Origin of the sequence: Aquiflexum balticum DSM 16537 (assembly GCF_900176595.1) — a bacterium.
Classification (GTDB): Bacteria; Bacteroidota; Bacteroidia; order Cytophagales; family Cyclobacteriaceae; genus Aquiflexum; species Aquiflexum balticum.
In genome coordinates this window covers 2,459,777-2,484,578 of sequence record NZ_LT838813.1, presented here as the reverse complement: position 1 = coordinate 2,484,578, position 24,802 = coordinate 2,459,777, and the positions used below count along the sequence as shown (strand labels likewise).

Annotated in this window: 19 protein-coding genes and 3 tRNA genes; 8 read left to right on the top strand and 14 right to left on the bottom strand. The window is 39.6% G+C overall.

Translation table 11 applies throughout. The annotated features are described in order from the left end of the window. Nucleotides 1-10 precede the first annotated feature (10 nt). Genes B9A52_RS10640 through B9A52_RS10610 form a run of 7 tightly spaced genes read right to left on the bottom strand, consistent with a single transcriptional unit; the run spans nucleotide 11 to nucleotide 9,296 of the window. A complete protein-coding gene (locus tag B9A52_RS10640; protein ID WP_084120457.1) occupies nucleotides 11-1,048 on the bottom strand; it encodes a cytochrome c oxidase subunit II in 1,038 nt (345 codons plus the stop codon). A 21-nt stretch (nucleotides 1,049-1,069) separates the two neighbouring features. Beyond that, complete coding sequence (locus B9A52_RS10635) at nucleotides 1,070-2,356, bottom strand: quinol:cytochrome C oxidoreductase (protein ID WP_084120456.1); 1,287 nt, start codon at nucleotides 2,354-2,356, stop codon at nucleotides 1,070-1,072. A 2-nt stretch (nucleotides 2,357-2,358) separates the two neighbouring features. Further along, nucleotides 2,359-2,985, bottom strand: a complete 627-nt coding sequence (locus B9A52_RS10630) for a c-type cytochrome (protein WP_084120455.1) — start codon at nucleotides 2,983-2,985, stop codon at nucleotides 2,359-2,361. 13 nt (nucleotides 2,986-2,998) lie between these two features. Further along, on the bottom strand, nucleotides 2,999-3,529 hold the full coding sequence (locus B9A52_RS10625) for a DUF3341 domain-containing protein (protein WP_084120454.1): 531 nt from the start codon (nucleotides 3,527-3,529) through the stop codon (nucleotides 2,999-3,001). A 4-nt stretch (nucleotides 3,530-3,533) separates the two neighbouring features. Beyond that, complete coding sequence (gene nrfD, locus B9A52_RS10620) at nucleotides 3,534-4,898, bottom strand: NrfD/PsrC family molybdoenzyme membrane anchor subunit (RefSeq protein WP_084120453.1); 1,365 nt, start codon at nucleotides 4,896-4,898, stop codon at nucleotides 3,534-3,536. Nucleotides 4,899-4,917: 19 nt separating this feature from the next. Further along, nucleotides 4,918-7,998: a TAT-variant-translocated molybdopterin oxidoreductase gene (locus tag B9A52_RS10615; protein ID WP_084120452.1), complete on the bottom strand. Its 3,081-nt coding sequence runs from the start codon at nucleotides 7,996-7,998 to the stop codon at nucleotides 4,918-4,920. 38 nt (nucleotides 7,999-8,036) lie between these two features. Beyond that, nucleotides 8,037-9,296: a c-type cytochrome gene (locus B9A52_RS10610; protein WP_084120451.1), complete on the bottom strand. Its 1,260-nt coding sequence runs from the start codon at nucleotides 9,294-9,296 to the stop codon at nucleotides 8,037-8,039. Between the two features lie 555 nt (nucleotides 9,297-9,851). Between B9A52_RS10610 and B9A52_RS25490 the strand changes: the two genes are divergently transcribed. From B9A52_RS25490 to B9A52_RS10590, 5 genes are all read left to right on the top strand, one after another. After that, nucleotides 9,852-9,921 (top strand) — tRNA-Cys (locus tag B9A52_RS25490). Nucleotides 9,922-10,046: 125 nt separating this feature from the next. After that, nucleotides 10,047-10,116, top strand: a tRNA-Cys gene (locus tag B9A52_RS10605). A gap of 150 nt (nucleotides 10,117-10,266) precedes the next feature. Further along, nucleotides 10,267-10,337, top strand: a tRNA-Cys gene (locus B9A52_RS10600). 204 nt (nucleotides 10,338-10,541) lie between these two features. Further along, a complete protein-coding gene (locus tag B9A52_RS10595) occupies nucleotides 10,542-11,015 on the top strand; it encodes a (2Fe-2S)-binding protein (protein ID WP_084120450.1) in 474 nt (157 codons plus the stop codon). A gap of 3 nt (nucleotides 11,016-11,018) precedes the next feature. Further along, a complete protein-coding gene (locus B9A52_RS10590) occupies nucleotides 11,019-13,253 on the top strand; it encodes a xanthine dehydrogenase family protein molybdopterin-binding subunit (RefSeq protein ID WP_084120449.1) in 2,235 nt (744 codons plus the stop codon). A gap of 457 nt (nucleotides 13,254-13,710) precedes the next feature. Here the strand turns inward: B9A52_RS10590 and rpsA are convergent, their stop codons facing one another. Next, nucleotides 13,711-15,480, bottom strand: coding sequence for a 30S ribosomal protein S1 (rpsA, locus tag B9A52_RS10585; RefSeq protein WP_084120448.1), 1,770 nt, complete (start codon nucleotides 15,478-15,480; stop codon nucleotides 13,711-13,713). Between the two features lie 463 nt (nucleotides 15,481-15,943). On the opposite strand from rpsA, the gene B9A52_RS10580 reads away from it, so the two are divergent. Both B9A52_RS10580 and B9A52_RS10575 read left to right on the top strand, forming a co-directional pair. Continuing rightward, the gene (locus tag B9A52_RS10580; protein WP_084120447.1) at nucleotides 15,944-16,672 is read left to right on the top strand and encodes a lysophospholipid acyltransferase family protein; all 729 of its coding nucleotides are present in this window, start codon (nucleotides 15,944-15,946) and stop codon (nucleotides 16,670-16,672) included. A 242-nt stretch (nucleotides 16,673-16,914) separates the two neighbouring features. Further along, nucleotides 16,915-17,463 carry an REP-associated tyrosine transposase gene (locus tag B9A52_RS10575; RefSeq protein ID WP_084120446.1) on the top strand — a complete coding sequence of 183 codons (549 nt, stop codon included), beginning with the start codon at nucleotides 16,915-16,917 and terminating at the stop codon, nucleotides 17,461-17,463. A gap of 128 nt (nucleotides 17,464-17,591) precedes the next feature. Here B9A52_RS10575 and B9A52_RS10570 read toward each other — a convergent pair whose 3' ends face one another. Beyond that, a complete protein-coding gene (locus tag B9A52_RS10570; protein WP_084120445.1) occupies nucleotides 17,592-18,428 on the bottom strand; it encodes a sugar phosphate isomerase/epimerase family protein in 837 nt (278 codons plus the stop codon). 138 nt (nucleotides 18,429-18,566) lie between these two features. Here B9A52_RS10570 and B9A52_RS10565 point away from each other — a divergent pair, with 138 nt between their 5' ends. Beyond that, nucleotides 18,567-19,610, top strand: coding sequence for a 6-bladed beta-propeller (locus B9A52_RS10565; protein ID WP_084120444.1), 1,044 nt, complete (start codon nucleotides 18,567-18,569; stop codon nucleotides 19,608-19,610). Nucleotides 19,611-19,787: 177 nt separating this feature from the next. On the opposite strand, the gene B9A52_RS10560 is transcribed toward B9A52_RS10565, so the two are convergent. The 5 genes from B9A52_RS10560 to B9A52_RS10540 form a co-directional block, all read right to left on the bottom strand. Continuing rightward, a complete protein-coding gene (locus B9A52_RS10560; protein WP_084120443.1) occupies nucleotides 19,788-20,417 on the bottom strand; it encodes an outer membrane beta-barrel protein in 630 nt (209 codons plus the stop codon). Nucleotides 20,418-20,428: 11 nt separating this feature from the next. Next, nucleotides 20,429-21,703, bottom strand: a complete 1,275-nt coding sequence (locus tag B9A52_RS10555; protein ID WP_084120442.1) for an outer membrane protein assembly factor BamB family protein — start codon at nucleotides 21,701-21,703, stop codon at nucleotides 20,429-20,431. Continuing rightward, nucleotides 21,703-22,179 carry a hypothetical protein gene (locus B9A52_RS10550; RefSeq protein ID WP_084120441.1) on the bottom strand — a complete coding sequence of 159 codons (477 nt, stop codon included), beginning with the start codon at nucleotides 22,177-22,179 and terminating at the stop codon, nucleotides 21,703-21,705. The genes B9A52_RS10555 and B9A52_RS10550 overlap by 1 nt, the downstream gene beginning before the upstream one ends. 435 nt (nucleotides 22,180-22,614) lie before the next feature. Continuing rightward, nucleotides 22,615-23,370: a 3-keto-disaccharide hydrolase gene (locus tag B9A52_RS10545; protein WP_084120440.1), complete on the bottom strand. Its 756-nt coding sequence runs from the start codon at nucleotides 23,368-23,370 to the stop codon at nucleotides 22,615-22,617. Nucleotides 23,371-23,411: 41 nt separating this feature from the next. After that, complete coding sequence (locus tag B9A52_RS10540; protein ID WP_084120439.1) at nucleotides 23,412-24,725, bottom strand: Gfo/Idh/MocA family protein; 1,314 nt, start codon at nucleotides 24,723-24,725, stop codon at nucleotides 23,412-23,414. Between the last annotated feature and the right edge of the window lie 77 nt (nucleotides 24,726-24,802).

Genomic DNA, 24,802 nt, shown 5'->3' with positions numbered 1-24,802 from the left:
TATAATTTAATTACTTCTTATATTCACTGATAGTAATATCAGCCAGTTCTTTTAATTCAGTGGGTAGGTCAGAAACCAAAGCAGGATTATTGACTATGTAAGGTTTTTGCTCTGACATCCACTTTCTGTATTCATCAGGCTCGACCACTCTCAATTCCCTTCTCATGGCATTGTGACCTCGTCCGCATATCTCTGTACAAGCTATTTCATAAACAAATTCAGGATCGCCCAATTCAGCTCTCATCTCTTCAGTCGTTTTGGTAGCTGTAAACCAAAACCTCGTTGGCATTCCGGGCACTGCATCCATTTTCAATCTCATATGAGGAGCAAAAACAGAGTGTAAAACATCTCTAGCCCGAATTCTGAACAACACAGGTTCACCTTTAGGAATAATTACCACAGGTGAAGAGAAATCATCGAATGAATTCTTATCTGAGAAATCTACACCTGATACATTTGATGCATTGGTAAGTCTATAATCATTTTCTCCCAAGACATTGTCCAAACCCGGATAGCGCACCTCCCAAGCAAACTGATAACCCATTAATTCGACTACATGTGAATTTTCGGGAGCAGGTTTTGTAATATCAGACCAAGCTTTCCACCCACCTATAACGAGGGCTGCAAGAACAAACGCTGGAACTATAGTCCAAATAAGTTCTAATTTATTGTTATCGGGATAGAAAGAAGCTTTTCTGGTTTCTGTATATTGATATTTATAGGGAAACCAAAATAAGAGTACATGTGTAATTAAAAACACTATACCCGTTATCGCCATTGTAATCCAAAACAACTGGTCAGTTACAATTCCGTGTTCAGAAGCAATCGGAAGCTGATAATTGTCAAATTCTTTAATGGAATACCAAATCATCCAACCACCACCACCTACAAGGAAAACGATAAATAGGAAGGCATTGATTTTATTACTTCCTGAAGCAATTTTCTTATCACTACCTTTTACTACAGAAACAAGCGTCTGAATCCTGTAAACCATCCAAATTATGGACAGTAATAATATTATACCTACTGTAATTAGTAATCCGTACATAATTTTAAATTTTTCGGATAATTAAATGTGATGATGATAACTTTCTTCCAACATAGGATGATTTTTGGCAATTAGATTTCTTTTGGAAAGATTGCTCATGACAACAAAAACAAAAGCAGAACCATATACCAATAACATACCTATTTCCATTAAGCCAAAACCTCCATTTTGACCAAGAGTCCCTGGCTGAATCATTAGGAAGAAATCAAACCAATGACCTAAGATAATCAAGGAACAAACCAATTTAAGAAATATTCCATGTCTTTTTGCATCACGTGTCATAAGAACAAGGAAAGGTAGGAAGAAGTTTAAACCTAGATTTACAAAAATGAACGGGCTATACACATCACTCTGGAGTCTTTCTACAAAGTAAAAAGTCTCTTCAGGAATGTTTGCATAATAGATCAATAAAAACTGGGAAAACCAGATATATGTCCAAAATATTGAAAACGCGAACACGAATTTACCCAAATCATGAATATGGTTTTCATTCACCATTTCAAGATATCCTTTGCCCTTAAGAAAGAGAGTGACTAAAGTGATAGCCGACAAACCAGCAACAAACCAAGACGAAAAAACATACCAACCAAACATGGTAGAGAACCAATGGGTATCTATTGACAACACCCAGTCCCAAGCAGATACAGAAGAAGATACAGCAAAGAATATCAAAAATATTGCTGACCACTTTCTTAATCTAAAGAAATATTGAGTTCCTCCCTGAAGATCTTCTTCATAGGATAAGGATTTCAGTTTATTGAAGAAGAAAACCCAAAATCCAAAAAACAATACCATCCTGATAACAAAGAACAATGGGAAAGTCCCTTTCTCCAACGGCCAGTAGAAATAAGACCCTTTGCCATCAATGATATAATCGAACTCGGGGCTTGATTTATCAAATAAATAGGAATGTGTCCAATGGAAAATATCATGGTTAATCAAAAAGAAACTTCCAATCATTAAGACACCTGCTATCGGCAACCAGTAGCCAAAAGATAACATAATTCTCTTCAAAGCTACAGACCATCCCGCTTGGGCAGCATATTGGATAGCAAAGAAGAAAACGCCAATAACAGAAATGCCTGTAAAATAGACATTATTGATCCAGATATTGGCAAAAAGCCTCTCATACCAATGAAATGCATGGCCATCTCCTTCTGCATGTTCATGACCTCCCGTCATTGCCAAGATGATTCCCACAGCCAAAATAACTGCACCTATAGCCAAGGTCATGAGGATTGATTTTTTCAGCGCAGCTGTAAAATCAAATTTTTGATCCAAATTATAATTTGTTGTACCGTGCGCCATGATTATTGTTTTTGAATTTCTTGTTTGACATAATGAACAATTTTCCAAATTCTTTCTTGAGGGATTTGAGAACCATGGGCTCCCATTCTTCCTTTGCCCTTCATTATCACATGAAAGATATGTCCTTCAGGTAAATTGATGTATGCGCCACCTTTCAAATTGGCTACCCCGCCAACAACTTCACCGGCTTTTCCATCACCCTCTCCTCCAGGACCATGACAAGTAGCGCAATATTGGGTGTACAATACTTTGCCTTCTGCCAGAACTTTGTCTGAAAGTTCGATTGGGTTCTCATTTAAAGCAGCAGCCTCCAATTCAAAAGCCTTCAATCTATATGGAAGTGAACCATCCTTGGTTCTTGGAACTGTATTCGCAACAGGTTCTCTCATGTTCATCCTGTAAGGATTATTGATATTGCTGTTGAAAAATTCACCCTTCCCATCTTCCCTTGAAGAAAGCCAGCTTCCTTCATCTTCATTTACAATTTGATTCAAGGGTTCATAGGCCACTGAATTGTACATTTGAGGAGCAAATTCATAACCAGGGTCGTCCCCTGAGGCCCCACATGACAACATCACAAAAGACATTGTTACAAAACCGATTAAATATATAAAGTGTCTGATTTTCATATTCTCCTATTACCTATTCGAAACTTTTTTTATTTACCTCTGAAGCATCTGCTGATTTAAGTACTTCCCTAAGTTTTTCCTCACCAAAATTAGCATTTACTGCTAAGTCAATAGCCAAAACATGCTTATCATCAGTGATTCTTAAATCAAATATTTTTGGTTGTCCCCAAGGCTTAAGATTGCTTGATATCAGGAAAACCCCAACCATTCCAAATGCAGCCAAAAGAACTGTCATTTCAAAGGTCACAGGGATAAATGAAGGGACGGCAGCAAAATCCTTTCCCCCGATAATCATTGGCCAATCAAATTTCATCATGTAAAACTGCATGGTCAAAGCCAGAATTGTCCCCAACAATCCAAAAAGGAAGGCTGCAATGGGCAAACGGCTCCTTTTATACCCAAGAACCTCATCTAATCCATGTACAGGAAAGGGTGAATAAACCTCATGGATTTTGACACCTGCTTTTCTGATTTTGACTACCGCATCCATTAAAACATCCTCATCTTCATACACTCCGAGGATAAAATTTTTATCTCTTTCCATGCTTTTATTTATTTATTTTTTTTGAGGAAGATTTTAAAATAGATTTTACTTCAAACATATTGATCACCGGGAAAAACTTCGCAAAAAGGAAGAAGAAGGTGAAAAATAAACCAAAGGTGAAAAGGTAAACCCCAACATCAGACAAAGTTGGATAAAACATTGCCCAAGAGGAAGGGAGAAAATCCCTGTGTAAAGAGGTTACAATAATCACAAACCTTTCAAACCACATTCCTGTGTTTACTACCAAAGAAAGTATGAAAGTGGCTACTATGGATGTTCTGATTTTTTTGATCCAGAAAAGCTGTGGCGAAATAACATTACATGTCATCATGGTCCAATATGCCCACCAATAAGGTCCGAACATCCTATTGACAAATGCATATTGTTCAGCTGCCACTCCTGAATACCATGCCATGAAGAACTCAGTGATATAAGCGATACCAACAATAGAACCCGTGATGATAATTACAATATTCATCAATTCGATATGCCCTATAGTGATATAATCTTCCAGGTGAAAAACTTTTCTGGTTACAATCATCAGGGTCAATACCATTGCAAAACCCGAGAAAATCGCTCCTGCAACAAAGTAGGGCGGAAAGATGGTTGTATGCCAACCAGGAATAACTGATGTGGCAAAGTCAAAAGATACAATTGTATGTACAGATAACACAAGAGGTGTAGCCAAACCTGCTAGAATCAATGCAACTGCTTCAAATCTGCTCCAAGTTTTTGCGGCACCATCCCAGCCAAGAGCCAAAGCACCATAGATTGATTTACGAATTCCAGTTGCCCTGTCTCTGATTGTAGCAAAGTCAGGAACCAAGCTGACATACCAGAATACCAGAGAAACTGAGAAATAGGTCGAAATGGCAAAAACATCCCACAAAAGAGGAGAGTTGAAATTAACCCATAACGAACCGAATGTATTGGGAAGAGGAAGCGCCCAATAAGCGCCAAGCCAGGGACGTCCCATGTGAATGATTGGGAACATAGCCGCACAGATTACAGCGAAAATCGTCATGGCCTCTGCTGCCCTGTTAATCGCCATTCTCCACTTTTGTCTGAACAGTAAGAGTACAGCTGAGATCAATGTACCTGCGTGACCGATACCAACCCACCAAACAAAGTTTGTGATATCCCAAGCCCAACCAACAGTTTTGTTCAGACCCCACATACCAATACCTTCCCAGAGTGTGGCTGCCAAAGCTAAAAAGCCAAGCACCAATGCACCGACTGAAACAAGAAAGGCAAGCAACCAAGACATACTTGGTTTACCTTCTACTTGTCTGGAAATATCGTGTGTGACGTCTTTTAAGGTTTTCCCGCCAGTAATCAGCGGCTCGCGTACGGATGAAGTAACCTGCATATCTTATAAAATTATTTAATTACGCTTCTGATTTATCCTTATTTCTGATTTTTGTAAAATACCACACATTCGGGCTTACATTAAGGTATTCAATCACATGATATGCCCTTTCCTCATTCACCTCTTTCATCGCTGAAGTAGTATCTTCCTGGATTTTAAGCATTTTTGTGATTCTGCTATTGGTATCATTCATATCCCCAAAAACAATCGCTTCTGTCGGACAAGCGGTAGCACAGGCTGTTGTAATTTCACCGTCCTGAACCTTTCTGCCTTCTCTTTTGGCAGTAAGCTTTCCTGATTGGATTCTTTGAACACACATTGAACATTTTTCAATGACCCCTCTGGCCCTTACGGTAACATCAGGATTCAATACCATTTTGCCCATATCATCATTCTGTGCGACATTGACTGTTGCAAAATCTTTGTTATCATGATATTTGAACCAATTGAATCTCCTTACTTTATATGGACAGTTGTTGGCACAATATCTGGTACCAATACATCTGTTATAAGTCATTTGATTTAGACCTTCAGAAGAATGGGTAGTAGCAGCAACCGGACAAACTGTCTCACAAGGCGCATTGTTACAGTGCTGACACATCATAGGCTGGAAAGTAACCTCAGGATTCTCTGCAGCAGTCTCCAATTCCTTATTAGTTGAAGCACCTTCAGGCGAACTATAGTACCTGTCTATCCTTAACCAAGCCATTTCTCTTCTGTTGAGAACTTCTTGCTTACCTACAACAGACACATTGTTTTCTACTTGGCAAGCAACTGTACATGCTCCACAACCAATACATGAATTCATATCAATTGCCAAACCCCAATGGTGTTGGCTGTACTGATGCCCTTTCCACAAAGATATTTTAGAAGGTTTTACAAACTCACCTTCCATATATACTTTCGGATGGTATCTTCCGGCAGATGCATTTTCCTTGTATTCAGGAAGAGTAGCCTCTTGAATGACATACTCTCTATCCATATAGGTCTGATGGGTCTGGGTTTGAGCGATTTTATATGTATCGGCCAAAAGCTCCACACTTACACCTTCCGTAATATCAAAATTTACAAAACCTTTGGTACTGTCCAAGAGCTCATAGGCATTTACACCAACTCCATTGGCGACTTTCCCGGCTTTGACACGGCCATAACCAAGGGCTAAACCTATAGTTCCATAAGCCTGTCCCGGTTGCACCATTATTGGTACAATCAGAGATTTTCCACCCACAGTAATTTTTGCCTTTCTGGTTGCACCTTCGGCCATTTTCAAGCCGTTTTCATTGGCCCACTTTTGTGATACTGTCAGGTAGTTATCCCAAGTCGCCTTTGAGATAGGATCGGACATTTCCTGAAGCCAAGGGTTATTGGCGAAAGTACCATTTCCTATTCCGACTTTGGTATAAATACTTAATTCGACTCCCTCACTTGATGCTTTATATGCTTTAGAAACAGCCGAAGCTGCTACTGAAATATCAGCAAAACCTTCAACAGCAGAAGATTCAGAAGGAACAGAATACACTCCATTGAAAAGAGATCTATCCCAAAACTCCTGGAAACCGGTTATTTCTGTTTGAGACGCAAATAAAGTTGATTTCCAATTTTCCTGTAAGGAGTCATAGTAGTTTACACCTGAATCAGACCAAACCAAGAAAGATTCCTGTGCCTGTCTGGTACTAAAAAGAGGTGAAATAACCGGTTGGGACAAGCTATATTCTCCATTTTTAGGATTAAAATCATTCCAGGACTCTAAATAATGATGATCCGGAGCGATATATTGTACTAAAGATGCTGTCTCATCCATTGTGCCGTTTGTGGCGACAGAAACCTTGACCTTGGACAATCCCTCAGCAATCTCAGCACCTTTGGCAAAATCATAAACAGGATTGCAGTTATAAAAAATCACTCCGCCAATTCTTCCTGCATTAAGATCTGCGACAAATTGATTCATTTTTGCATCATCACCTTTTCTGTAGTACGATGGTTTGGAAAAATCCACAGTCACACCATTGTTTTGAAGAAGGTCATTGATGGCATTGATAACGATCTGAACATTTGGATCATTGGATCCTGAAACCACCAAGGATTTCCCCCTATTTGCCCAAAGTTCTTTCGCAGCCTTCTCAAGGTATTCCACTTCCACAGCGGGACCTGAAACTGTAGGGCCGCCAGCTTGTTTAGCCAATGAGTTATACAATGACAATACTGCCAAACCACTCTGAGATGGTTTTATTGGTGTTCTGTAATCAGCATTCGCACCTGTCAAAGAAAGGGTTGATTCAAATTGGAAATGACGGGACATGACCGGCTTTTCTTTAGAAATCTTTCTTCCTTTACTATACTGTTTTGCGAATTCTATCGGAGAAATCCAAGTACCTAGAAAATCCGCACCGAAACTGACAATAACGCTTGCTTTATCAAAATGATAACTTGGCAGGCCATCAACGCCATAGGTGGTTTTTGCAGCACTACTGATACCAAAATTTGATAATGGATCATAAGTGATAATATCAGCACCAAATTTTTCAGCAAGTTGATTGAGCGTGAGTTGAGTCGAAGGGGAAAGTACAGTATTTGAAACGATCTTTACCTGACCTGCTGAAGCCAATTTACTTTTTACTTCAGAATCCAAGGCAGACCATTCAACTTTTTCACCATTGATATGTGGACCTGAAAGTCTTTCCTTATCATATAAAGATAAAACTGAGGCTTCCACAATGGCATTGACACCACCTTTATTGATCGGAGACAATGCATTTCCATCAATTTTAATCGGTCTACCTTCTCTGGTTTTTACTACTACAGAGGCATAATCGCCACCCGAAGAAAAGGTTGATGCATAATAATTGGGAATTGAGGGATTGATATCAACAGGCTTGTTGACATAAGGGATTGCTTTTCTTACCGGAGCTTCACATGCAGCCAAAGATGCTGCTGCAAGGCTGAAACCCATAAGTTTTAAAAAATCCCTTCTTGAAGGTCCTTCTTCAGAATTAAGAGAGGAAGGCATTTCAGGAAATTCTCTATCTGCATTTTTGACAAACTCCGGATCATTTGTTAGTTCTTCTAACCCTTTCCAGTAGGTCTTTTTATTTTCTTTCATTGTATAATCAAGAAGAGTACGTTCTGAATTGATTTAAATTAATAATGGCACTTCGCGCATTCTAAACCGCCAATGTCTTTGACTTTCAAAGCATTTTTTGACTCAGAATGAAGCTGAACCAATTTATCATAATATTCATTACCCTGCGATTTGATTTCGGTCTGTCTGTGACAGTCTATACACCATCCCATTGTCAGTGAACTGTGCTGATAGACCACTTCCATTTCTTCAATGGGACCATGACAGGTTTGACATTCCAAGCCGCCAACTGCGACATGTTGGGAGTGATTGAAATAAGCTAAATCAGGAAGATTGTGAATTCTGACCCATTCAATAGGTTGATTGTTATCAACTGCATTATAGATCTTCTGGATTTCGGGGGAAATTCCTTCTTTTCCTCCAACATTCTGAATATGTGCATGACAGTTCATACAAATATTGGCAGATGGAATATTGGCAGATTTACCAATTTCTACCCCGGTGTGGCAATATTGGCATTCCATTTCATATTGACCTGCATGAAGTTGATGTGAAAAAGCTATGGGTTGTGCAGGCGCATACCCTTGCTGAACTCCAATGGTATATAATTGATCAATCCCTGATTTGGCAACAAATGCCACTACAAGGGTGGTAATGATGATCACAAATGCATCGGATCTCAATATTTTTTTGAAATCAAATTTTTGGTTGACATATTCAGCATCAACCTCATCCAAATTCTGATTTGAAAGATACTTTGTAAGTATGGAAATTATTAAACCCAATACTACAAGTATCAATAGCAATACAACCACCAAAACTGACAAAATAATGGTAAGATACTCACTTGGAATACCGCCATCGACTCCTACTTGCCCTCCTTCTCCTCCTGTAGCTGCAGCAGCAGCAGGATCTGCTTTATCACCATATTCAATGTATGATAATAGATTCATCACATCTTCATCAGACAAGAATTCATGGGACGGCATAGCCAACTGATTGAATTCATTGTAAATAGCCACGGCTTCAGGATCGCCGGATGCGATCAATGCCTGGGAATTTCTGATGAAACTTTTGTTCCATTCAATGGAGTGACGGTCTGAAACTCCCCTTAAAGCTGGACCAATATTCTTTTGGTCTAATCTGTGACAGGTTCTACAATTGGCATTGAAAATAGATTTACCAGCTGCAATCGCCTCTTCACTATCAGAAACATCGGGATTGACCGCAAAGGCCTGTGTACCCATGGAAAGGAGAAACACCAGTAACCATGTGCTTAACCTTAAGGGAACACTTAATAATGAGCGCTTGATCGTCATATTTATTACTTATTAAACAGTTTAGTGCACGTTTTTTGATAAACACTGCAAATGTACTACCCCAATTCTATTTTTCAAACTTGCATGAGATAGACTAACCTATCAAATTTATGGATTCGAAATAATTGTAAGTTATTGTATTACAATGTTTTAAATAAACAAAATTTTCCCTTATTTCAATTTAGAATCATTATAAATAAAAGAATGTTTCATCTATTTCAATTTAAATCCAAAAGCCAAATTAAACTCTTGGGGGTTTTGGTCAAAGATGAATTCTTTTTTTAAGATTTCATTTGATATCAAGATAAAATTAAACTTTTAAAAATTTGAATATAAAAGTTATTTACTTTTCTTTGTAAATATGTAGAAATGAAAAAGGAATCATGAATTTAAGATTCCAGAACTTTAAATTATTTTAAAATTTATTTCTGCTATCAAAAGAACGTTTTAATCACCCCAGATAATCCGTTCCCATAAATTTTAACAACTATAGTAATCTGCTAAGGATTAAAACTTAAGAAGTGTTGGATAAGCCAACATGAATTTTATTCATATGGTCGAGTAGCCGAGTGTTAGGCAGAAGTTCGCAAGACTTCATACGGTGGTTCGATTCCACCCTCGACCTCTATTTATTGGACAATTTATATTCCTGAAGACTATTGTTTTATATTTTTTTACTAAACTTTATCATCAAAAAGACTGTTAAAGGAATGGTAATTTGAGCAAAAGTCTCATCCAATTGACTTGTAAGGTCGGGTGGCCGAGTGTAAGGCGAGGGTTCGCAAGACCCTTTACGGTGGTTCGAATCCACCCCCGACCTCAAAAAGCGCTTAGTTTTAAGCGCTTTTTTCATGTCCTGCATAATCCATTTCAGAATACCTGAATGTTAAAATGGGATTGAATCAAAATTTAGTCTTATTACGTTTGCTTAAAAACTGAATATACCTACATTTGCATTCCGATTTCAAAAGGTCGCGTGGCCGAGTGGCTAGGCAGAGGTCTGCAAAACCTTGTACAGCGGTTCGAATCCGCTCGCGACCTCAATAAAAACAAAGAAACCCTCTTCTCATTCTTCGAAGAGGGTTTCTTTGTTTTTAAATGGTATTTAAAAAAATCTTATTTTTTAACATTCAATTGTTATTTACTGCACTTCCGTCTATCCACAGCAATGCTCCTTTCAAACTTGTTTGATTTGAAATTTGGGGGATAAAGGGTATTTTAATTTTTCATTGGAAATAAAGCAAAATGACTGTTAAAGCCCTATTTCATCTAAATGGCAAGAATGTACAGGTGGAAGTGTATGAAGATGAACCGCTTTTGTATGTACTAAGGGAAGACTTTGGTCTCAACGGACCAAAATTTGGCTGTGGTATGCACCAATGTGGCAGCTGTATGGTATTGGTGGACGGTGAGGCTGTTCCATCATGTATGCAACCATGTAAATCATTTGAAGGTAAAAAAATCGAGACCATTGAAGGTTTAATCAAAAGCAATGGTCTCCATCCTTTGCAGGAGTCATTTTTTGAAGAACAGGCAGCACAATGCGGGTATTGCCTGAACGGCATGATGATAGCCGGATTGGCTTTGTTGAGGTCCAATCCAAAACCAAGCGAAAATGAAATAAGAGAAGCCTTACAGCCAGTTATCTGCCGTTGTGGGACACATACCCGATTCATTTCTGCTATCAAAAAGGCATCCGAAAAATCCTCAAAATTTTAAGGGATGGAACAGACCACAAACTCCAGAAGAACATTTCTCAAAACGTCCGGTCAGTTGCTGATTGGATTCAATCTTTTTCCTTTGGCCTTTTGCCAATCCAAGGAAACAGAAAATTCCGTGATGAAAAATTATAGCGGTATTCCTGAAAGACCCCATATTGACAGCAACCTGATCGATTCCTGGATAAGATTAGATACGGATGGACATGTGACTATTCTAACTGGCAAACAGGAATTGGGTCAGGGGATAAGGACGGCCTTGATGCAAATTGCCGCTGATGAACTGGATGTTGATCTGGGAATATGTCATATTATCAATGGAGATACAGGTCAGACTGCCAATGAAGGTTATACCGCAGGAAGCAATTCTATAGAGGGCAGCGGCAAAGCCATCCGACAGGCTGCCGCTGAGGCAAGGTTGGTACTATTGAAATTGGCAAGTGAAAAATGGGGGACAGACATTTCAAAGTTACAGGTCAAAAACGGTGTTATTCAAGGTGGTCCTGATCAAGAAATATCCTATTGGGAGTTGTTGGAGGGAAAGTATCTGGAAGAAAAAATAACCGGGGAAGCACCCATAAAAGATCATAAAGACCATGTTCATATAGGAAAAGCAGTTCCCAGAGAAGATATCAGGTCATTAGTACGAGGAGAACCACACTTTGTCCACGACCTGAGATTGCCTGACATGGTTCATGCCCGTGTTCTTCACCCTCCTGTCTACAATGCAAAGCTAGTGTCTATTGACCTTGACAAAATAAAAGACCAAGAAGGGATTTTGAAAATAATTGAAGATGGGAGTTTTGTAGCGGTTATAGCAAAAAGAGAATTTCAGGCAGTCAAAGCATGGCAACAGCTCAAGGAAAGCACTAAGTGGGAAAGCCCGAAATTGGGACCATTGTTGGAATCACTTTTTGAGAATATGAAAGCAAATGCCAATCCACCCCAGATGGTAGAGGACAGCCCTGGCATTTCAGGTAAGATCAATTCCTCTTCGAAAAAAATAAAAGCTGAGTATCAAAGGCCTTACCACATGCATGCTTCCACTGGTCCCTCCTGCGCAGTGGCAAAATGGGATGATGATTACTTGACTGTTTGGTCCCCAACACAAGGAGTTTATCCCCTCCAAAATTCCCTAGCTGATCTTTTTGGGTTGGAAAAAGAAAAAATCAGATGTATTGGTATGCCTGGTTCAGGTTGCTACGGACATAACGGTGCAGATGATGTTTCTGCAGAAGCAGCACTGATTGCTAAACATTATCCTGGTAAACCTGTACGCCTGCAATGGATGCGGGAGGATGAACACCAATGGGAACCTTATGGTTCTGCCATGGTTATTCAGTTGGAAGCTGGTATGGATGAAAATGGAAAGATTCTGGCTTGGGACACCCATATCTGGTCAGATACCCACAGCACCCGACCCAATGGCAAGGCAGGTCATTATGTTTCTGCCAGGCATTTAAAAGATCCTTTTGAATTTCAAAAAGGAGGCTTTTCGGGAGGTTCATACCGTAATGCCACACCTTTATATAATATCCCTGATAAAAGATTACAGTTGTACAATTATGATGGGCCATTGCGGACTTCTGCTTTGAGAGGACTTGGAGCTTATGGGAATATCTTTGCTTTGGAATCCTTTATGGATGAACTGGCATCTGAGGCAGGAATGGATCCTATTGCCTTTAGGATCAAAAACCTGAAAGATGATCGGGCTATTGCTGTCCTTGAAACTTTAGCTTCCAAAACAGGATGGGATTCCAAAGGGAAAAACCCAGGAAATGGTTATGGTGTTGCTTTTTCCAAATACAAAAATTCAGCCTCCTTTTTTGCGGTTTTGGCTGAGGTGGAAATCAACAAAGCTGAAAGATCATTTAAACTGACCAAAATGACCGGAGTGATTGATTCCGGGCAATGCATCAATCCTGATGGGTTAAAAAACCAAACCGAAGGCGGCATGGTCCAATCGGCAAGTTGGACTTTAATGGAATCTGTTCAGTATGATGAAAATGGGATTTTGAGCAAGGATTGGAATTCTTATCCCATTATGAGGTTTAAGGATGTGCCGGAAATCGAAGTCCATATCATCAATAGACCTGAACTTCCTCCAATGGGGGCGGGTGAAGCGGCACAAGGGCCAGTGGCTGCGGCGATAGCAAATGCTGTTTTTGAAGGGATAGGATCGAGAGTTCGGACATTGCCGATTACATCAGATAAAATTGATTGGAGTAAGACAAATTGATAATAGCTCATCCTTTGAATAAAATTCACTGAAGATGGAATATATCACGCTATTTAATCGGGCACCGGGATTTTAACTAATTTTATCCCACCAATACCACTGACAGGAACTGTAATTCCATTTTCCTGATCAACCCTACTAATTAAATTTCTATAAGAAGTACTGAGAAAATCATCCTTAAGGAATGAAACCTTTTCATAATAAAGACTTGAAGTGATTCGACATTTCAAATGTTCTCAATAAAATTCATCCACAATCAATACAATAGAGGTTAAAGTCAGGACGAAACTAAATTCCAAAATGCGATAATTTTAAATATTATTAAAATCAAAAAATCCTTCGAGGTTTTAAAAACCTCAAAGGATCATATAAAAAAAGTGGCCACCTCTCAGCAGCCACTTTTTATATTTGATATGAACCATCTTGGTTCTTGATTCTTGTCTCTTGTTTCTAAAGATTACTTCTTCCCGCCTTCCATCTTTTCCTTCAACTCAGCCAAAGCATCGATATCACCCAAAGTGGATTTATCAGCAGTAGCTTCTGGTGCCGGGGCAGATGGTTTTTTCGCAGCTTTCTTAGGTGCTGCGGCTGGTTTGGCCTCTTCTTTAAAAGTAGCCGTATGGGAAAGAACAATTCTCTTGTCATCTTTGGAGAATTCAGTTACCCTGAAATCCAAAGCCTCACCAACTTCTACAGAAGAACCGTCAGCTTTTTCCAAATTCTTGGAAGTAGCAAATCCTTCCAATCCGTAAGGAAGTTCAAGAACTGCACCTTTGTCGTTTTTGGAAACCACTGTACACTTATGGTCAGAACCTACAGGGAATACTGTTTCGAAAGTATCCCATGGGTTTTCTTCCAATTGCTTGTGACCAAGGGCCAATCTTCTGTTGTCCACATCAAGTTCCAAGACAGCAACATCCAATTCATCGCCTACTTTCACAAACTCTGCAGGGTGTTTGATTTTCTTGGTCCAGGAAAGGTCAGATACGTGAACCAAACCGTCGATACCTTCTTCCAATTCAAGGAACAAGCCAAAGTTGGTCAGGTTTCTAACTACACCTTTGTGTTTGGTGCCGACACCATATTTGGTAGACATATCACCTTTGGTCCAAGGATCTTCAGTCAATTGCTTGATGCCCAAAGACATTTTTCTTTCGTCTTTGTCCAAAGTCAATACAACAGCTTCGATCTCATCACCAACTTTCACGAAGTCAGCAGGATTTCTCAAATGCTGAGACCAGCTCATTTCAGAAACGTGGATCAGGCCTTCAACACCAGGAGCCAATTCAAGGAATGCACCGTAATCGGCTACATTTACAATCTTGCCTTTGACTTTGGATCCAATCTCAAGATCAGCAGAAAGCGCATCCCAAGGATGAGAAGTCAACTGCTTCATACCCAAAGAAATTCTCTTCTTGTCATCATCGAAATCAAGTACCACCACCTGAACTTTGTCGTCAAGGTTAAGCACTTCTTCAGGATGGTTGATTCTTCCCCAAGAGATATCAGTAATGTGTAGCAAACCGTCTACACCACCCAAATCGATGAATACACCGAAGTTGGTCATGTTTTTGATCACACCTTCCAATACCTGACCTTTCTCAAGGTTGTTCAATATTTCAGCTTTTTGTTTCTCAAGATCTTTTTCGATCAAGACTTTGTGAGAAACAACTACGTTATCATTGGTGTGGTTGATTTTAACCACTTTCACTTCCATTTTCTTACCTACATAGATATCAAAATCCCTGATAGGCTTCACATCAATCTGGGAACCTGGCAAGAAGGCTTCAACACCGTAGATATCTACGATCAGACCACCTTTGGTCCTTCTTTTTACAAGACCTTCGATAACGCTATCGTTAGCCAAAGCATCTTCAATATCGCTCCATGCACGGACCATTCTGGCTTTCTTTCTGGAAAGCACCAATTGACCCAATGAATTCTCCTGCTCTTCGATGAACAATTCCACTTCGTCACCGATTTTTAGGTTGGGAAGATCACGGAATTCGGATACAGGTACCAAACCATCGGATTTGAAACCGATATTGATGATTACGTCTTTATCATTGATACCTACTACAGTACCTTTGATGACTTCTTTTTCGGTGATTTCATTCAAAGTGCCGGCATACATGGCTTCCATTTCAGCACGCTGATCTTTGGAATAGCCTTCGCCAAAACCTTTGGTGGAGAAATTGTCCCAGTTAAACTCTTTTTGATTAGACATATTGTGTAATGACCCTGTTTATCAACAACCCTAGGGTCATGTGGGTTGAGGTTTTTAGTGTTAGATAAAATCCCTGAGAATCAGCCCCCGAGACCCCGTTCACCCGAACGGACTGCAAAGGTAAGGTTTTTTGGGAAAAGTGAAATATTTAGATTGAAAAATACATTTAAATAGTTAACCCCTTCTTTGCCAATAATCCGATAATCTATAATTGGCAGGACCGGAGACCGAAGTCGGAAGACCGCAGTACAGGTCATTAAAGTCTCCTACAAATAATTATATCGTACTCCCATTTTATTGGCATATCTGCCAATTTACTTATTCATTTATCTTTTAATCCTTGAATGAAGTCAATAATATTGCAAAAAAATGAAACCCCTGAAATCTCTCCCAGGGGTTGTTTGCAAGCAAAGAGTTAGTAAATTGATTAAATATTGCCCAAAAATAATCAATTAATCAGACTATGAAAATATTCCTGTGGATTTACACCCTCTACGCAGCTCTTTTATTTATTGTATTAATGCTGGTTTTTGGACTGTTTATCGTAATCCCTCTAATAGTAAGTTCGCGTGGTGGCAAGGTATCTTTTGTTTTTATACGGCTTTGGGCCTCTGTTTGGTCATATTTGGTGGGGATTAGGTATCGAATACATGGCAAGGAATATATAGATCCAAATCAGCCCTACATCTACATTTTCAATCATCGCTCATTTATTGATGCGCCTGTCATTCCCATTGCCATTCGCCAAGAAGTCCGGGCTATAGGCAAAAAAGAACTTTCCAAAATCCCTGTTTTTGGATTTATAGTGTCCCGGGTTGCTGTTTGGGTGGATAGAAAAGATGCGGCATCAAGAAAGGCATCCGTCGAGAAATTATTGAAAATATTGGAAAAAGGAATTTCTATAGTGGTCGCACCTGAAGGCACAAGGAACGATACCAGTCAGGCATTATTACCTTTTCAAAAAGGCGCATTTAGGATTGCAGCGGAAACAGGTATCCGGATTTTGCCAATGGCTGTGATCGGTGCGGACAGGATAATGAAGAGAAGTTCTTTATTAATGAGACCAGGAATAATCCATATTTATTTTTCCTCACCCATTGAAACAACCTCTTTCTCAGGAGAGGAAGGATACAGTAGATTAGCTGAAAAATGCTTCAATAGATTGGAAGCAATGATTTTGACGCATGAATAGTTATCCGAAGGTTGTACCTTCGGATCCCTGAGTCCTGAGCCTCTGGCTCAACCTACTCAACACCAGCGCTAAAAGCGCTGAACTCGGGAAGTCCAACGGTACAACCGTTGGACAACGTTATCCGAAGGTTGTACCTTCGGATCCCTGAGTCCTGAGCCTCTGGCTCAATCCCAATATTTTTCTAGTTGAAAAATTACATTTTTATACTTAAATTCCATTCAGGTTTTTAATTCTAACTTTTTATGCTGAAACCATTTCAAATAAGCGACCAAAACGGTATTCAATTTTTGACATTCACCGTCATGGATTGGATAGATATTTTTACTAGAAAAGAGTATAAACTTGATGTTGTTGACAGTTTGAATTATTGTGTCAACAATAAAGGTCTCGAAATTTATGCTTGGTGCCTGATGTCAAATCATCTTCATTTGTTATGCCGTGCCAAAGAGCCAGCATTTTTGAGTGATATTATGAGAGATTTTAAAAGCTTTGTTGCCAAAAAAATACTTATGAGCCTTGAAACCGAGTCAATTGATTCAAGGTCTAAATGGATACTCAATCAGTTTAAATTTCGGGGAAATATTTCCAAAAGAGTTGATACCTACAAATTTTGGTTTGATGGCTTACACGCAATCGGTATTGAATCCCCAAAGTTTTTTGAACAAAAACTACATTATATCCACCAAAATCCCGTAAGGGCGATGATTGTTGAAGAAGAACATCATTATTTATTCAGCTCGGCAAGGGATTATGCTGGGATAAAAGGATTGGTTAAGGTTGAGGTTTATTAAGGTTATCCGAAGGTTGTACCTTCGGATCGCTGAGTCCCTGAGCCTCTGGCTCAACCTGATAATACCAGCGCTACAAGCGCTAAACTCAGGAAGTCCAACGGTACAACCGTTGGACAACTAACCAACGCTTACTTCTCTGCCATCACCTTCTTGATATACTCCACGCTCTGAGGAATCTGCTGCACTGACCTGGAAGACTCGTCTTCAATGATCAGATATTTGGTGCCGACTTTTTGGGCTTGTTTGATCAGGCCTTGGATATCAACGTCACCTGTACCAAGGACTACATTGGTCTCGACATCTCCCCTGCCATCAGTATTCCCGGGTGTCCCATGGGCACGGTCTTTCAAATGTAAAAGGGGAAATTTCTTTGGATACTTTTTCATGATGGCCAATGGGTCCCCTCCACCCATTTGAACCCAATACACATCCATATTGAAATCATAATTCTTGGCATTTTTGAGCATTTCATCGAAAAGAACTCCTTTACCATAAGGCTTAAACTCATAACCATGAGGATGATAGCAAAGGGTGATTCCTGCATCTTTCAGAATCTTTCCCGCTTTATTGAAAACTTCTATTGCTTCCTTGGTTTCCTTGATACTGAACTGGCCCGAAGGATGGGGAATCCAGGTACAGGTTGCAAATTTTGCCCCATAGGAATTGGCATTGTCAATGACAGATTGGGGATTATCCCTCAAGGCTTCATATCCTGCCCCAACGGCAACAATTGAAAGTCCTAATCCTGAAAGGAAAGCTTTGTATTCCTCTTTTTCCATACCGTAAGTGCCCCCACCTTCCAGATATTTGATCCCCATACCGGGGATCAAAGCATGGGTTCCTTTGGCATCCTGTTTCATTTCATTTCGCAGGCTGTACAATTGCAGGGCTATTTCTTGGGCATTCAATGGACTGGCGCAAAGTATTAAGACGGCCAATAAAAGTGTTTTGGTTAGATTTTTCATAGGATCATTATGGGTTTGATTTTAAATATAAATATAACTCATCAATCTTTGGTTTTAAATTTTGACCAGTGGACATTATCAATTTTAGAATTATCTGATAATAATGCTAAATTGCCTTCACAGATTTAATTCAAATTTATGCCCAGCAATCGTAGAAACTTTCTCAAACTAACCGCACTGACAGGACTTGCCATGACCATCAAACCTAACTTATCCTTTTCCATAGACAATGACACCATTCTAGGACATGGTGATTTCAGATACAAAGTTGACACCGCATGGGGAAATCTTGACCCAAGTAAAACACCTGTTGTCAATTGTCATGAAATGGTCATGGATAAAAAGGGCCGTTTGATTATGGTGACAGATGAAGCAAAAAACAACATCATCATATACGACCAATCCGGAAAACTTCTGGATTCATGGACCTTGAATTTACCTTCCGCACATGGATTAAGCTTGGTCAATGAAGGCGGTGAGGAATTTTTATGGATCGTAGACAATGGAGGAAGGGTGATCAAAACCGATTTGAAAGGGAAAATCATTACTGAAATATCCTCCCCCTTAAACAATGGGATTTATTCCGAAAAAATGAGATGGGTACCCACTGAAACCTGCGTAGCACCAAATGGAGACCTGTATATCACTGATGGATATGGTTCCCAATTTGTATTGCAATATGACTCAAAAGGAAATTTTATCCGAAAGTTCGGGGGAGATGGACATGGGGATGCGCAGTTCAAAACAGTACACGGCATTGCGGTAGACCAACGTAAAGGCGGAACCCCTACCCTTTTGTGCACTTCCCGGGGACATAATTCTTTCAAAAGATTCACCATGGAAGGCAAGTATCTGGAAACTATATTTTTACCTGGTGCATTTGTCTGCCGTCCGGTTATCCATGGCAAAAACCTCTATGCAGGAGTTTGCTGGTCGCGGGCAAAATATTTGGAGCAGATGGACAATTCGGGATTTGTTACCATTCTTGATGAAAATGACAAGGTGGTTTCCAATCCGGGAGGAACAGCTCCGAAATACATTGATGGTGAGTTGCAATTGATGATTCAGAAAGAACCGGTCTTCAAACATTGCCATGATGTCTGCATTGACCAGGATGAAAACATCTATGTATGCCAATGGAATGCTTCTAAAACCTATCCGATTAAGTTGACAAGGATTTAATTGAAGAGACTGGATATTAACCTTGCAAAAAGTAGAACTGGATATTTATTGATATTTGATATTTGTTGATATTATTGATGACTGCTTTCAGTAGAAAGGTTGGATATTTGTAGATATTGATTTAAAATCAAGCGTGGATGCTTGATTTTATTTTTAAAATGCAATTGCAATTTTTTTTTATAGATAGATAGTAAAAGATAACCTTAGACCTAGGGTATTTTGTCTGGTTTTAATATCAGCTTCCTTTTCATTTAAAGCAGTCGAATTATAATTCAACCCCAGGTCCAAGGAACTTTTTTCCCCAAGAAGAAATGCCAACCCCAATCCACCACCAAAATTAGATACAGCATATTTGTTTTCATTATCAACTCCCTGACCGGTAGTAGATTGTTTCCTGTTGCCAAAAAGGGTATTGACTTCAGCAAAAGGGAGTATTTTTCCGGTTGGAAAATAATATCTTACAAATGGGCCTATTCCAATAAAGCTGTTTTGGGATTCCAGGTCAAAACTTGCCACGCTGCTGCTCCCACTGGAAAAAGAACCCGCCAAATCCAGTCCTGTTGCAAGATTATCAGCTACAAAATAACCGACTTTGGTAGTGATAAATAAACTGGTAAACTTGGTTTCGCTCACGGTGGCATTGCCATCTTTGATTGTTGAGTTGGAAAATGCCAGTCCCATCAGCCCCTCATTTTCACCTATTCCTATAGCAGTACCAAATCCAAGTAAGTAATTTCCTTTTTCAGTCTGGGCGTGAACTGTAACCAAAAGTGCCATGAATAGCATAAGCAGTATTCCTTTTTTCATATTAGATTTTTTTATCGATAAGCTTCAAAACAATAGGCATACATTCCGCTCAAGGCGACCACCTTGCCTTTTTTCCCTTTTTCCCCGGGAATGGTGTATACCGCAGTGCCCCTGAACCTGTCCCCCCTTTGCCCCAGACGGTCGGTATCTATTTTCCATACCGTCTTCCCCGAACGGATATCGATTGCATGGAGCCTGCCCGTGGCTCCTCCGTTAAAATAGACTACTCCTTCCAAGTAGCTCATAAAGCTGCTCGTGCCGGAGCCTTTCGTTTTCCATAACTGACTGCCCGATATGGGGTCAAAACAATACACATTCTGATCCTCATTGTTCACCACAAGTTTTCCTTCCTCGATCAAAAGATTTGAAAAGAAAATCTCCCCATCAAATTTCTTTTTCCATTGCTGTGCTCCTGTACGGATATCATGACAGGCCAGCTCAAAGCCTACTGCCAGATAAATCCTGTCCTGATAAACAACAGGGGGATTCAACAATATCCCGTTGAAACTTTTTTCTGGATTGATGATCGCCTTTTCATAGACCCAAACTTCGTTATCTATATCCCAAAGACCAATATAGGACTGCCAGTTAAACTCAAAAAAAGGTTCTTGCCACACCACGGCAAGGAAGTCTTTGCCATCAAGTGAAACCGGAGTTACAGCAATGACGTTTCCAATTCGGTTTCCTGGAAAGAAATAATCCATGGTAAAATTGGGAATCAGGTATTCTTCATACTGTCCAGTATTAATATCTCCTTTAAAAACTACCATTTGATCAACACTATCGGGAAAGAAATCGGATCTTCCAAACATATAAAAATCTGAATCTTTACCATATACATGCGACCAAAAAGACCTGTCCAAATTATTCCTGTTCTTCCAGTGAGTTTGGCCTGATTCCAGATTGATACCATACACTCTACTCCCCATGGTATAAACCAAAAGGTTCTCATATTGATGATATCTACCCATAAGAATTTCCTCGGTTTCTTGAATAAACCTATCATCCCATTCCCATATAGTTTCCCCATTTTCTCTATTAATCATAGAAAGTAACCTTCCAGAACCTCCATCAGTCATCGGAATAATAGGATTTTGATTAAAAAAGATAGGGTATTTTAGAAAACCAAAATATTCAGGTGATGATTTATGTAATAATTTTTTCCAAAAATAAGGAAGGGACACAATCTCACCTTCTTCATTTATTTGTAATCTTGGAAAATCCTCCTTGGTACACGAGGCACCAAGAAGGATTAAAACTATAAGTATTGAAATTATACTCTTCATTATCTCGGATTGACAAAGAAAATATCTGATCTCAATTGAAATACATTATCAAACTCAACTTTTGTTGCATCATTAGGCACACCATTCAGACTGCTATTGGACATATTGAGGAGTTCGATATGGTTGGCACCGTTGATAAAGTACCTGTTGGATGCAGGTAGGGAGGCGATGTCCTGACTGTAGCTTGGGATAAAGCCGTCAGAGGGGTAATGGACCATCACATTTCTTGTCCTTGCCTCCCAAACCCAAAAGCCACAATCCTGATTTTGAACAGAATTGATTCTTTCATTTTGTGGCTGAAAAGGATCCTCACAGGGTCTCCAAACATGCGCCATATATGGTTGAGTTTCCATTCTGCTTGATTTAGTCAGTCCATTCCAAATTGTCTCACTGTCATCTATCCAATCCCTACCCTTTTTCCATTGCGCAGCTTTTATACCATTTATAACCGCTGATTCAAAGCATTTATTTTTCATTATTTTCAAAAACTAACTTAACCTCTTTCTCAATGTGTAGGGCAGGAATGGAATCCCTAAAAGTTGCTTTCCAGAAAACCTTTGTATAAACTAAATTATTTTTATAAAAATTCCTAATTCATATCAAATGGACAAAATCATTTCATCTTAATATTACACTTTTCCAACATACAAAAACCAAATTATATTCTAAGACTTTCGTTTACCCGCACCAATTTACAAACTAATAAATAAGTAGAATTATCGAGAACAGAATTTCATACTTTTTTTCCTGGGTTTGAAAAAAGTTCAGTTCAATTTTATTTCCAATTGTTATCATTATTTATTTGGATCATTGGGCAATCCCAATCGCCTGAAGAAATCTAAAGGCTCTTCCAATATGATTTCTCTCTTATCTGATTCGCCACCTTTTTTTTCATTTGATATTGATATACATTAATTATTGGAAATCAATGGAGCAATTTGATCTACTGAGGTGACTCCAGCTGGGAGTTCGGTGATTTTAAGATTTCTGAAATGTATGGGAGCTCCTTCCGATTCCAGACAGATGTATCCTTTCTTTTGGCTGGACTGACTGATGCCATTGACAAATTTTCCATTTACCGAAAGTTTGATGACTCCGTCCACACAGACTACTACATAGGTATTCCACTGCCCTTTGCCCAAGCAGCGGTTTTCGATGGATTTGCTCCTTGTTCCTCTTGGATTATCAGGTACGGTAGTCACTCCCCCAACTCCAAACAATTCCCCGTGTACATAGGCTATTGGCGGCAAAACCCCATCTTTTTTGTTTTGGTTGACCCAATCCAATTCCAACATCTGAACTTCAACCCCGTCAGGTAGTCGGTTATCACCTGGAACTGCACTGCTCCATACAAATGTCCCTGAATTTCCCCCTGCTTCCATGTGCTTCCATTCTATGTACATGATGAAATTTTCGTACTGCTTTTCAGACCGGATTACCCCAATGGGTAAGCCTCTGCAAACCAGTTCATCTCCTTCAAAATACCAGGTTTCTTTTTCAGTATTTACATTGAACCATTTCAGGGGAATTTCTTCAGGTTGCTTATCGCTGACCAAAGACTCCAATCCTCTAGACTTTCCAAATTCAAATAAAAACTCTTGACCTGCAACAGGATTACCTATTAAAAAGAATACGAAAATGATGACATAAGGATAATTACATTTCATTTGTTGGGATTTTAAAGTTTAAGAGGTTTTCTAAACAATGATCATAATACTTTGGTCTTACCGGGAATTGCCACAGGTGGAACCGGCCATTCCAAATCCCAACGGTATTCATCCAAAGCAGGGCCAAGGACCTGATTGGAATTTATGGCTTGCTCCCAAGTGATCGTCTGACCTGAATACCCTACCATTCTGCCTAAAATGGCCAACATGGTACTGTTTGCCATCAAATCTCCTTCATTCATTGGCTTCCCAGCTCGAATTGCAGCGAATAATTCCTCATGTTGGGTTTCATAGGGATTGTTTTTTTCGCCTTCATAATCCCATAGGCTATCATTTTGAATTCTATGTGTCTGCCTGCCTATATCGACCACGGCACTTCCATTCTTACCAAACACTTCGGCTTTATTGACATTGGAACATCCCTGTTGTTGCCGACTGAAATGAATCCCTTTCGCACCGTTTTCATATTCATATTCAATGGCGAAGTGGTCATAGATATTTCCCCATTTTTCTTCGGTCCTGGATTGTCGTCCTCCAGTACCGGTGGCTTTTAGAGGTAGCTTATCGCCAAATGCCCAAGACATCATATCCAAGCTGTGGACCATCATTTCCACAATATAATCTCCGGAAAGCCAATCATAGTAATACCAATTTCTCAATTGATATTCCATCTCGGTCCATGAAGGCTGTCTTTCTTTATACCACAATCCTCCACCGTTTCTGACTGTCAATACCGACATCACTTCCCCGATTTCCCCACTATTGATTTTTTCAAACAAAGCTCTTTTTGGAAAGTCATACCTAAATGTAAAACCTGAAACCACATTCAGACCTTTTTCTTCAGCCAACCTTGCTGTTTCCAATACACTTCTTACTCCAGGGGCATCAACTGCCACGGGTTTTTCACAAAATACATGCTTTCCTGACTGAACTGCTGCTTTGAAGTGACCCGGCCTGAAAGCCGGCGGAGTAGTCAGGATAACTACATCCACATCGGATTCCAGCACCTTTTGGTAAGCATCGAACCCGATGAATTTATGATCCTCAGCCACCTGAACCTGTAGCGGATTGACCTGAATGAGTGCATTATAAGACTCATCCAAATAATCAGAAAATATATCCGCCATACATGTCAGCATAGCATTTGGATCTGCTTTTAGCGCCTGTGCGGCTGCCCCGGTACCTCTACCCCCACATCCGATCAAACCTACTTTTAGGATATCGTCTTTCATGCCAAAACTATTGTTGATATTAAAAACCAAAGGCAGTGCCGCACTACCTACCAAGGCCTTCCCAGTAGTTTTGAGAAAGGTTCTTCGTTTTTTGTTTTCTGGATTACCGGTTGAAAATTCCATTTAGGCTTTTTATTTTTGAGGTTTACTAAAATTCATTTTTGATTTTAATTCAGAAATAGATATTGCCGCTTTATTAA

Bases quoted from the DNA above. Each gene is read 5' to 3' on its own strand.
- B9A52_RS10575 (WP_084120446.1), top strand. From the start codon at position 16,915: ATGCTGAAACCATTTCAAATAAGCGACCAAAACGGTATTCAATTTTTG.
- B9A52_RS10540 (WP_084120439.1), bottom strand. From the start codon at position 24,725: ATGGAATTTTCAACCGGTAATCCAGAAAACAAAAAACGAAGAACCTTT.
- nrfD (WP_084120453.1), bottom strand. From the start codon at position 4,898: ATGCAGGTTACTTCATCCGTACGCGAGCCGCTGATTACTGGCGGGAAA.
- B9A52_RS10595 (WP_084120450.1), top strand. From the start codon at position 10,542: ATGACTGTTAAAGCCCTATTTCATCTAAATGGCAAGAATGTACAGGTG.
- B9A52_RS10555 (WP_084120442.1), bottom strand. From the start codon at position 21,703: ATGAAGAGTATAATTTCAATACTTATAGTTTTAATCCTTCTTGGTGCC.
- B9A52_RS10615 (WP_084120452.1), bottom strand. From the start codon at position 7,998: ATGAAAGAAAATAAAAAGACCTACTGGAAAGGGTTAGAAGAACTAACA.
- B9A52_RS10570 (WP_084120445.1), bottom strand. From the start codon at position 18,428: ATGAAAAATCTAACCAAAACACTTTTATTGGCCGTCTTAATACTTTGC.
- B9A52_RS10565 (WP_084120444.1), top strand. From the start codon at position 18,567: ATGCCCAGCAATCGTAGAAACTTTCTCAAACTAACCGCACTGACAGGA.
- B9A52_RS10635 (WP_084120456.1), bottom strand. From the start codon at position 2,356: ATGGCGCACGGTACAACAAATTATAATTTGGATCAAAAATTTGATTTT.
- B9A52_RS10630 (WP_084120455.1), bottom strand. From the start codon at position 2,985: ATGAAAATCAGACACTTTATATATTTAATCGGTTTTGTAACAATGTCT.
- B9A52_RS10610 (WP_084120451.1), bottom strand. From the start codon at position 9,296: ATGACGATCAAGCGCTCATTATTAAGTGTTCCCTTAAGGTTAAGCACA.
- B9A52_RS10550 (WP_084120441.1), bottom strand. From the start codon at position 22,179: ATGAAAAATAAATGCTTTGAATCAGCGGTTATAAATGGTATAAAAGCT.
- B9A52_RS10580 (WP_084120447.1), top strand. From the start codon at position 15,944: ATGAAAATATTCCTGTGGATTTACACCCTCTACGCAGCTCTTTTATTT.
- B9A52_RS10590 (WP_084120449.1), top strand. From the start codon at position 11,019: ATGGAACAGACCACAAACTCCAGAAGAACATTTCTCAAAACGTCCGGT.
- B9A52_RS10625 (WP_084120454.1), bottom strand. From the start codon at position 3,529: ATGGAAAGAGATAAAAATTTTATCCTCGGAGTGTATGAAGATGAGGAT.
- B9A52_RS10560 (WP_084120443.1), bottom strand. From the start codon at position 20,417: ATGAAAAAAGGAATACTGCTTATGCTATTCATGGCACTTTTGGTTACA.
- B9A52_RS10640 (WP_084120457.1), bottom strand. From the start codon at position 1,048: ATGTACGGATTACTAATTACAGTAGGTATAATATTATTACTGTCCATA.
- B9A52_RS10545 (WP_084120440.1), bottom strand. From the start codon at position 23,370: ATGAAATGTAATTATCCTTATGTCATCATTTTCGTATTCTTTTTAATA.
- rpsA (WP_084120448.1), bottom strand. From the start codon at position 15,480: ATGTCTAATCAAAAAGAGTTTAACTGGGACAATTTCTCCACCAAAGGT.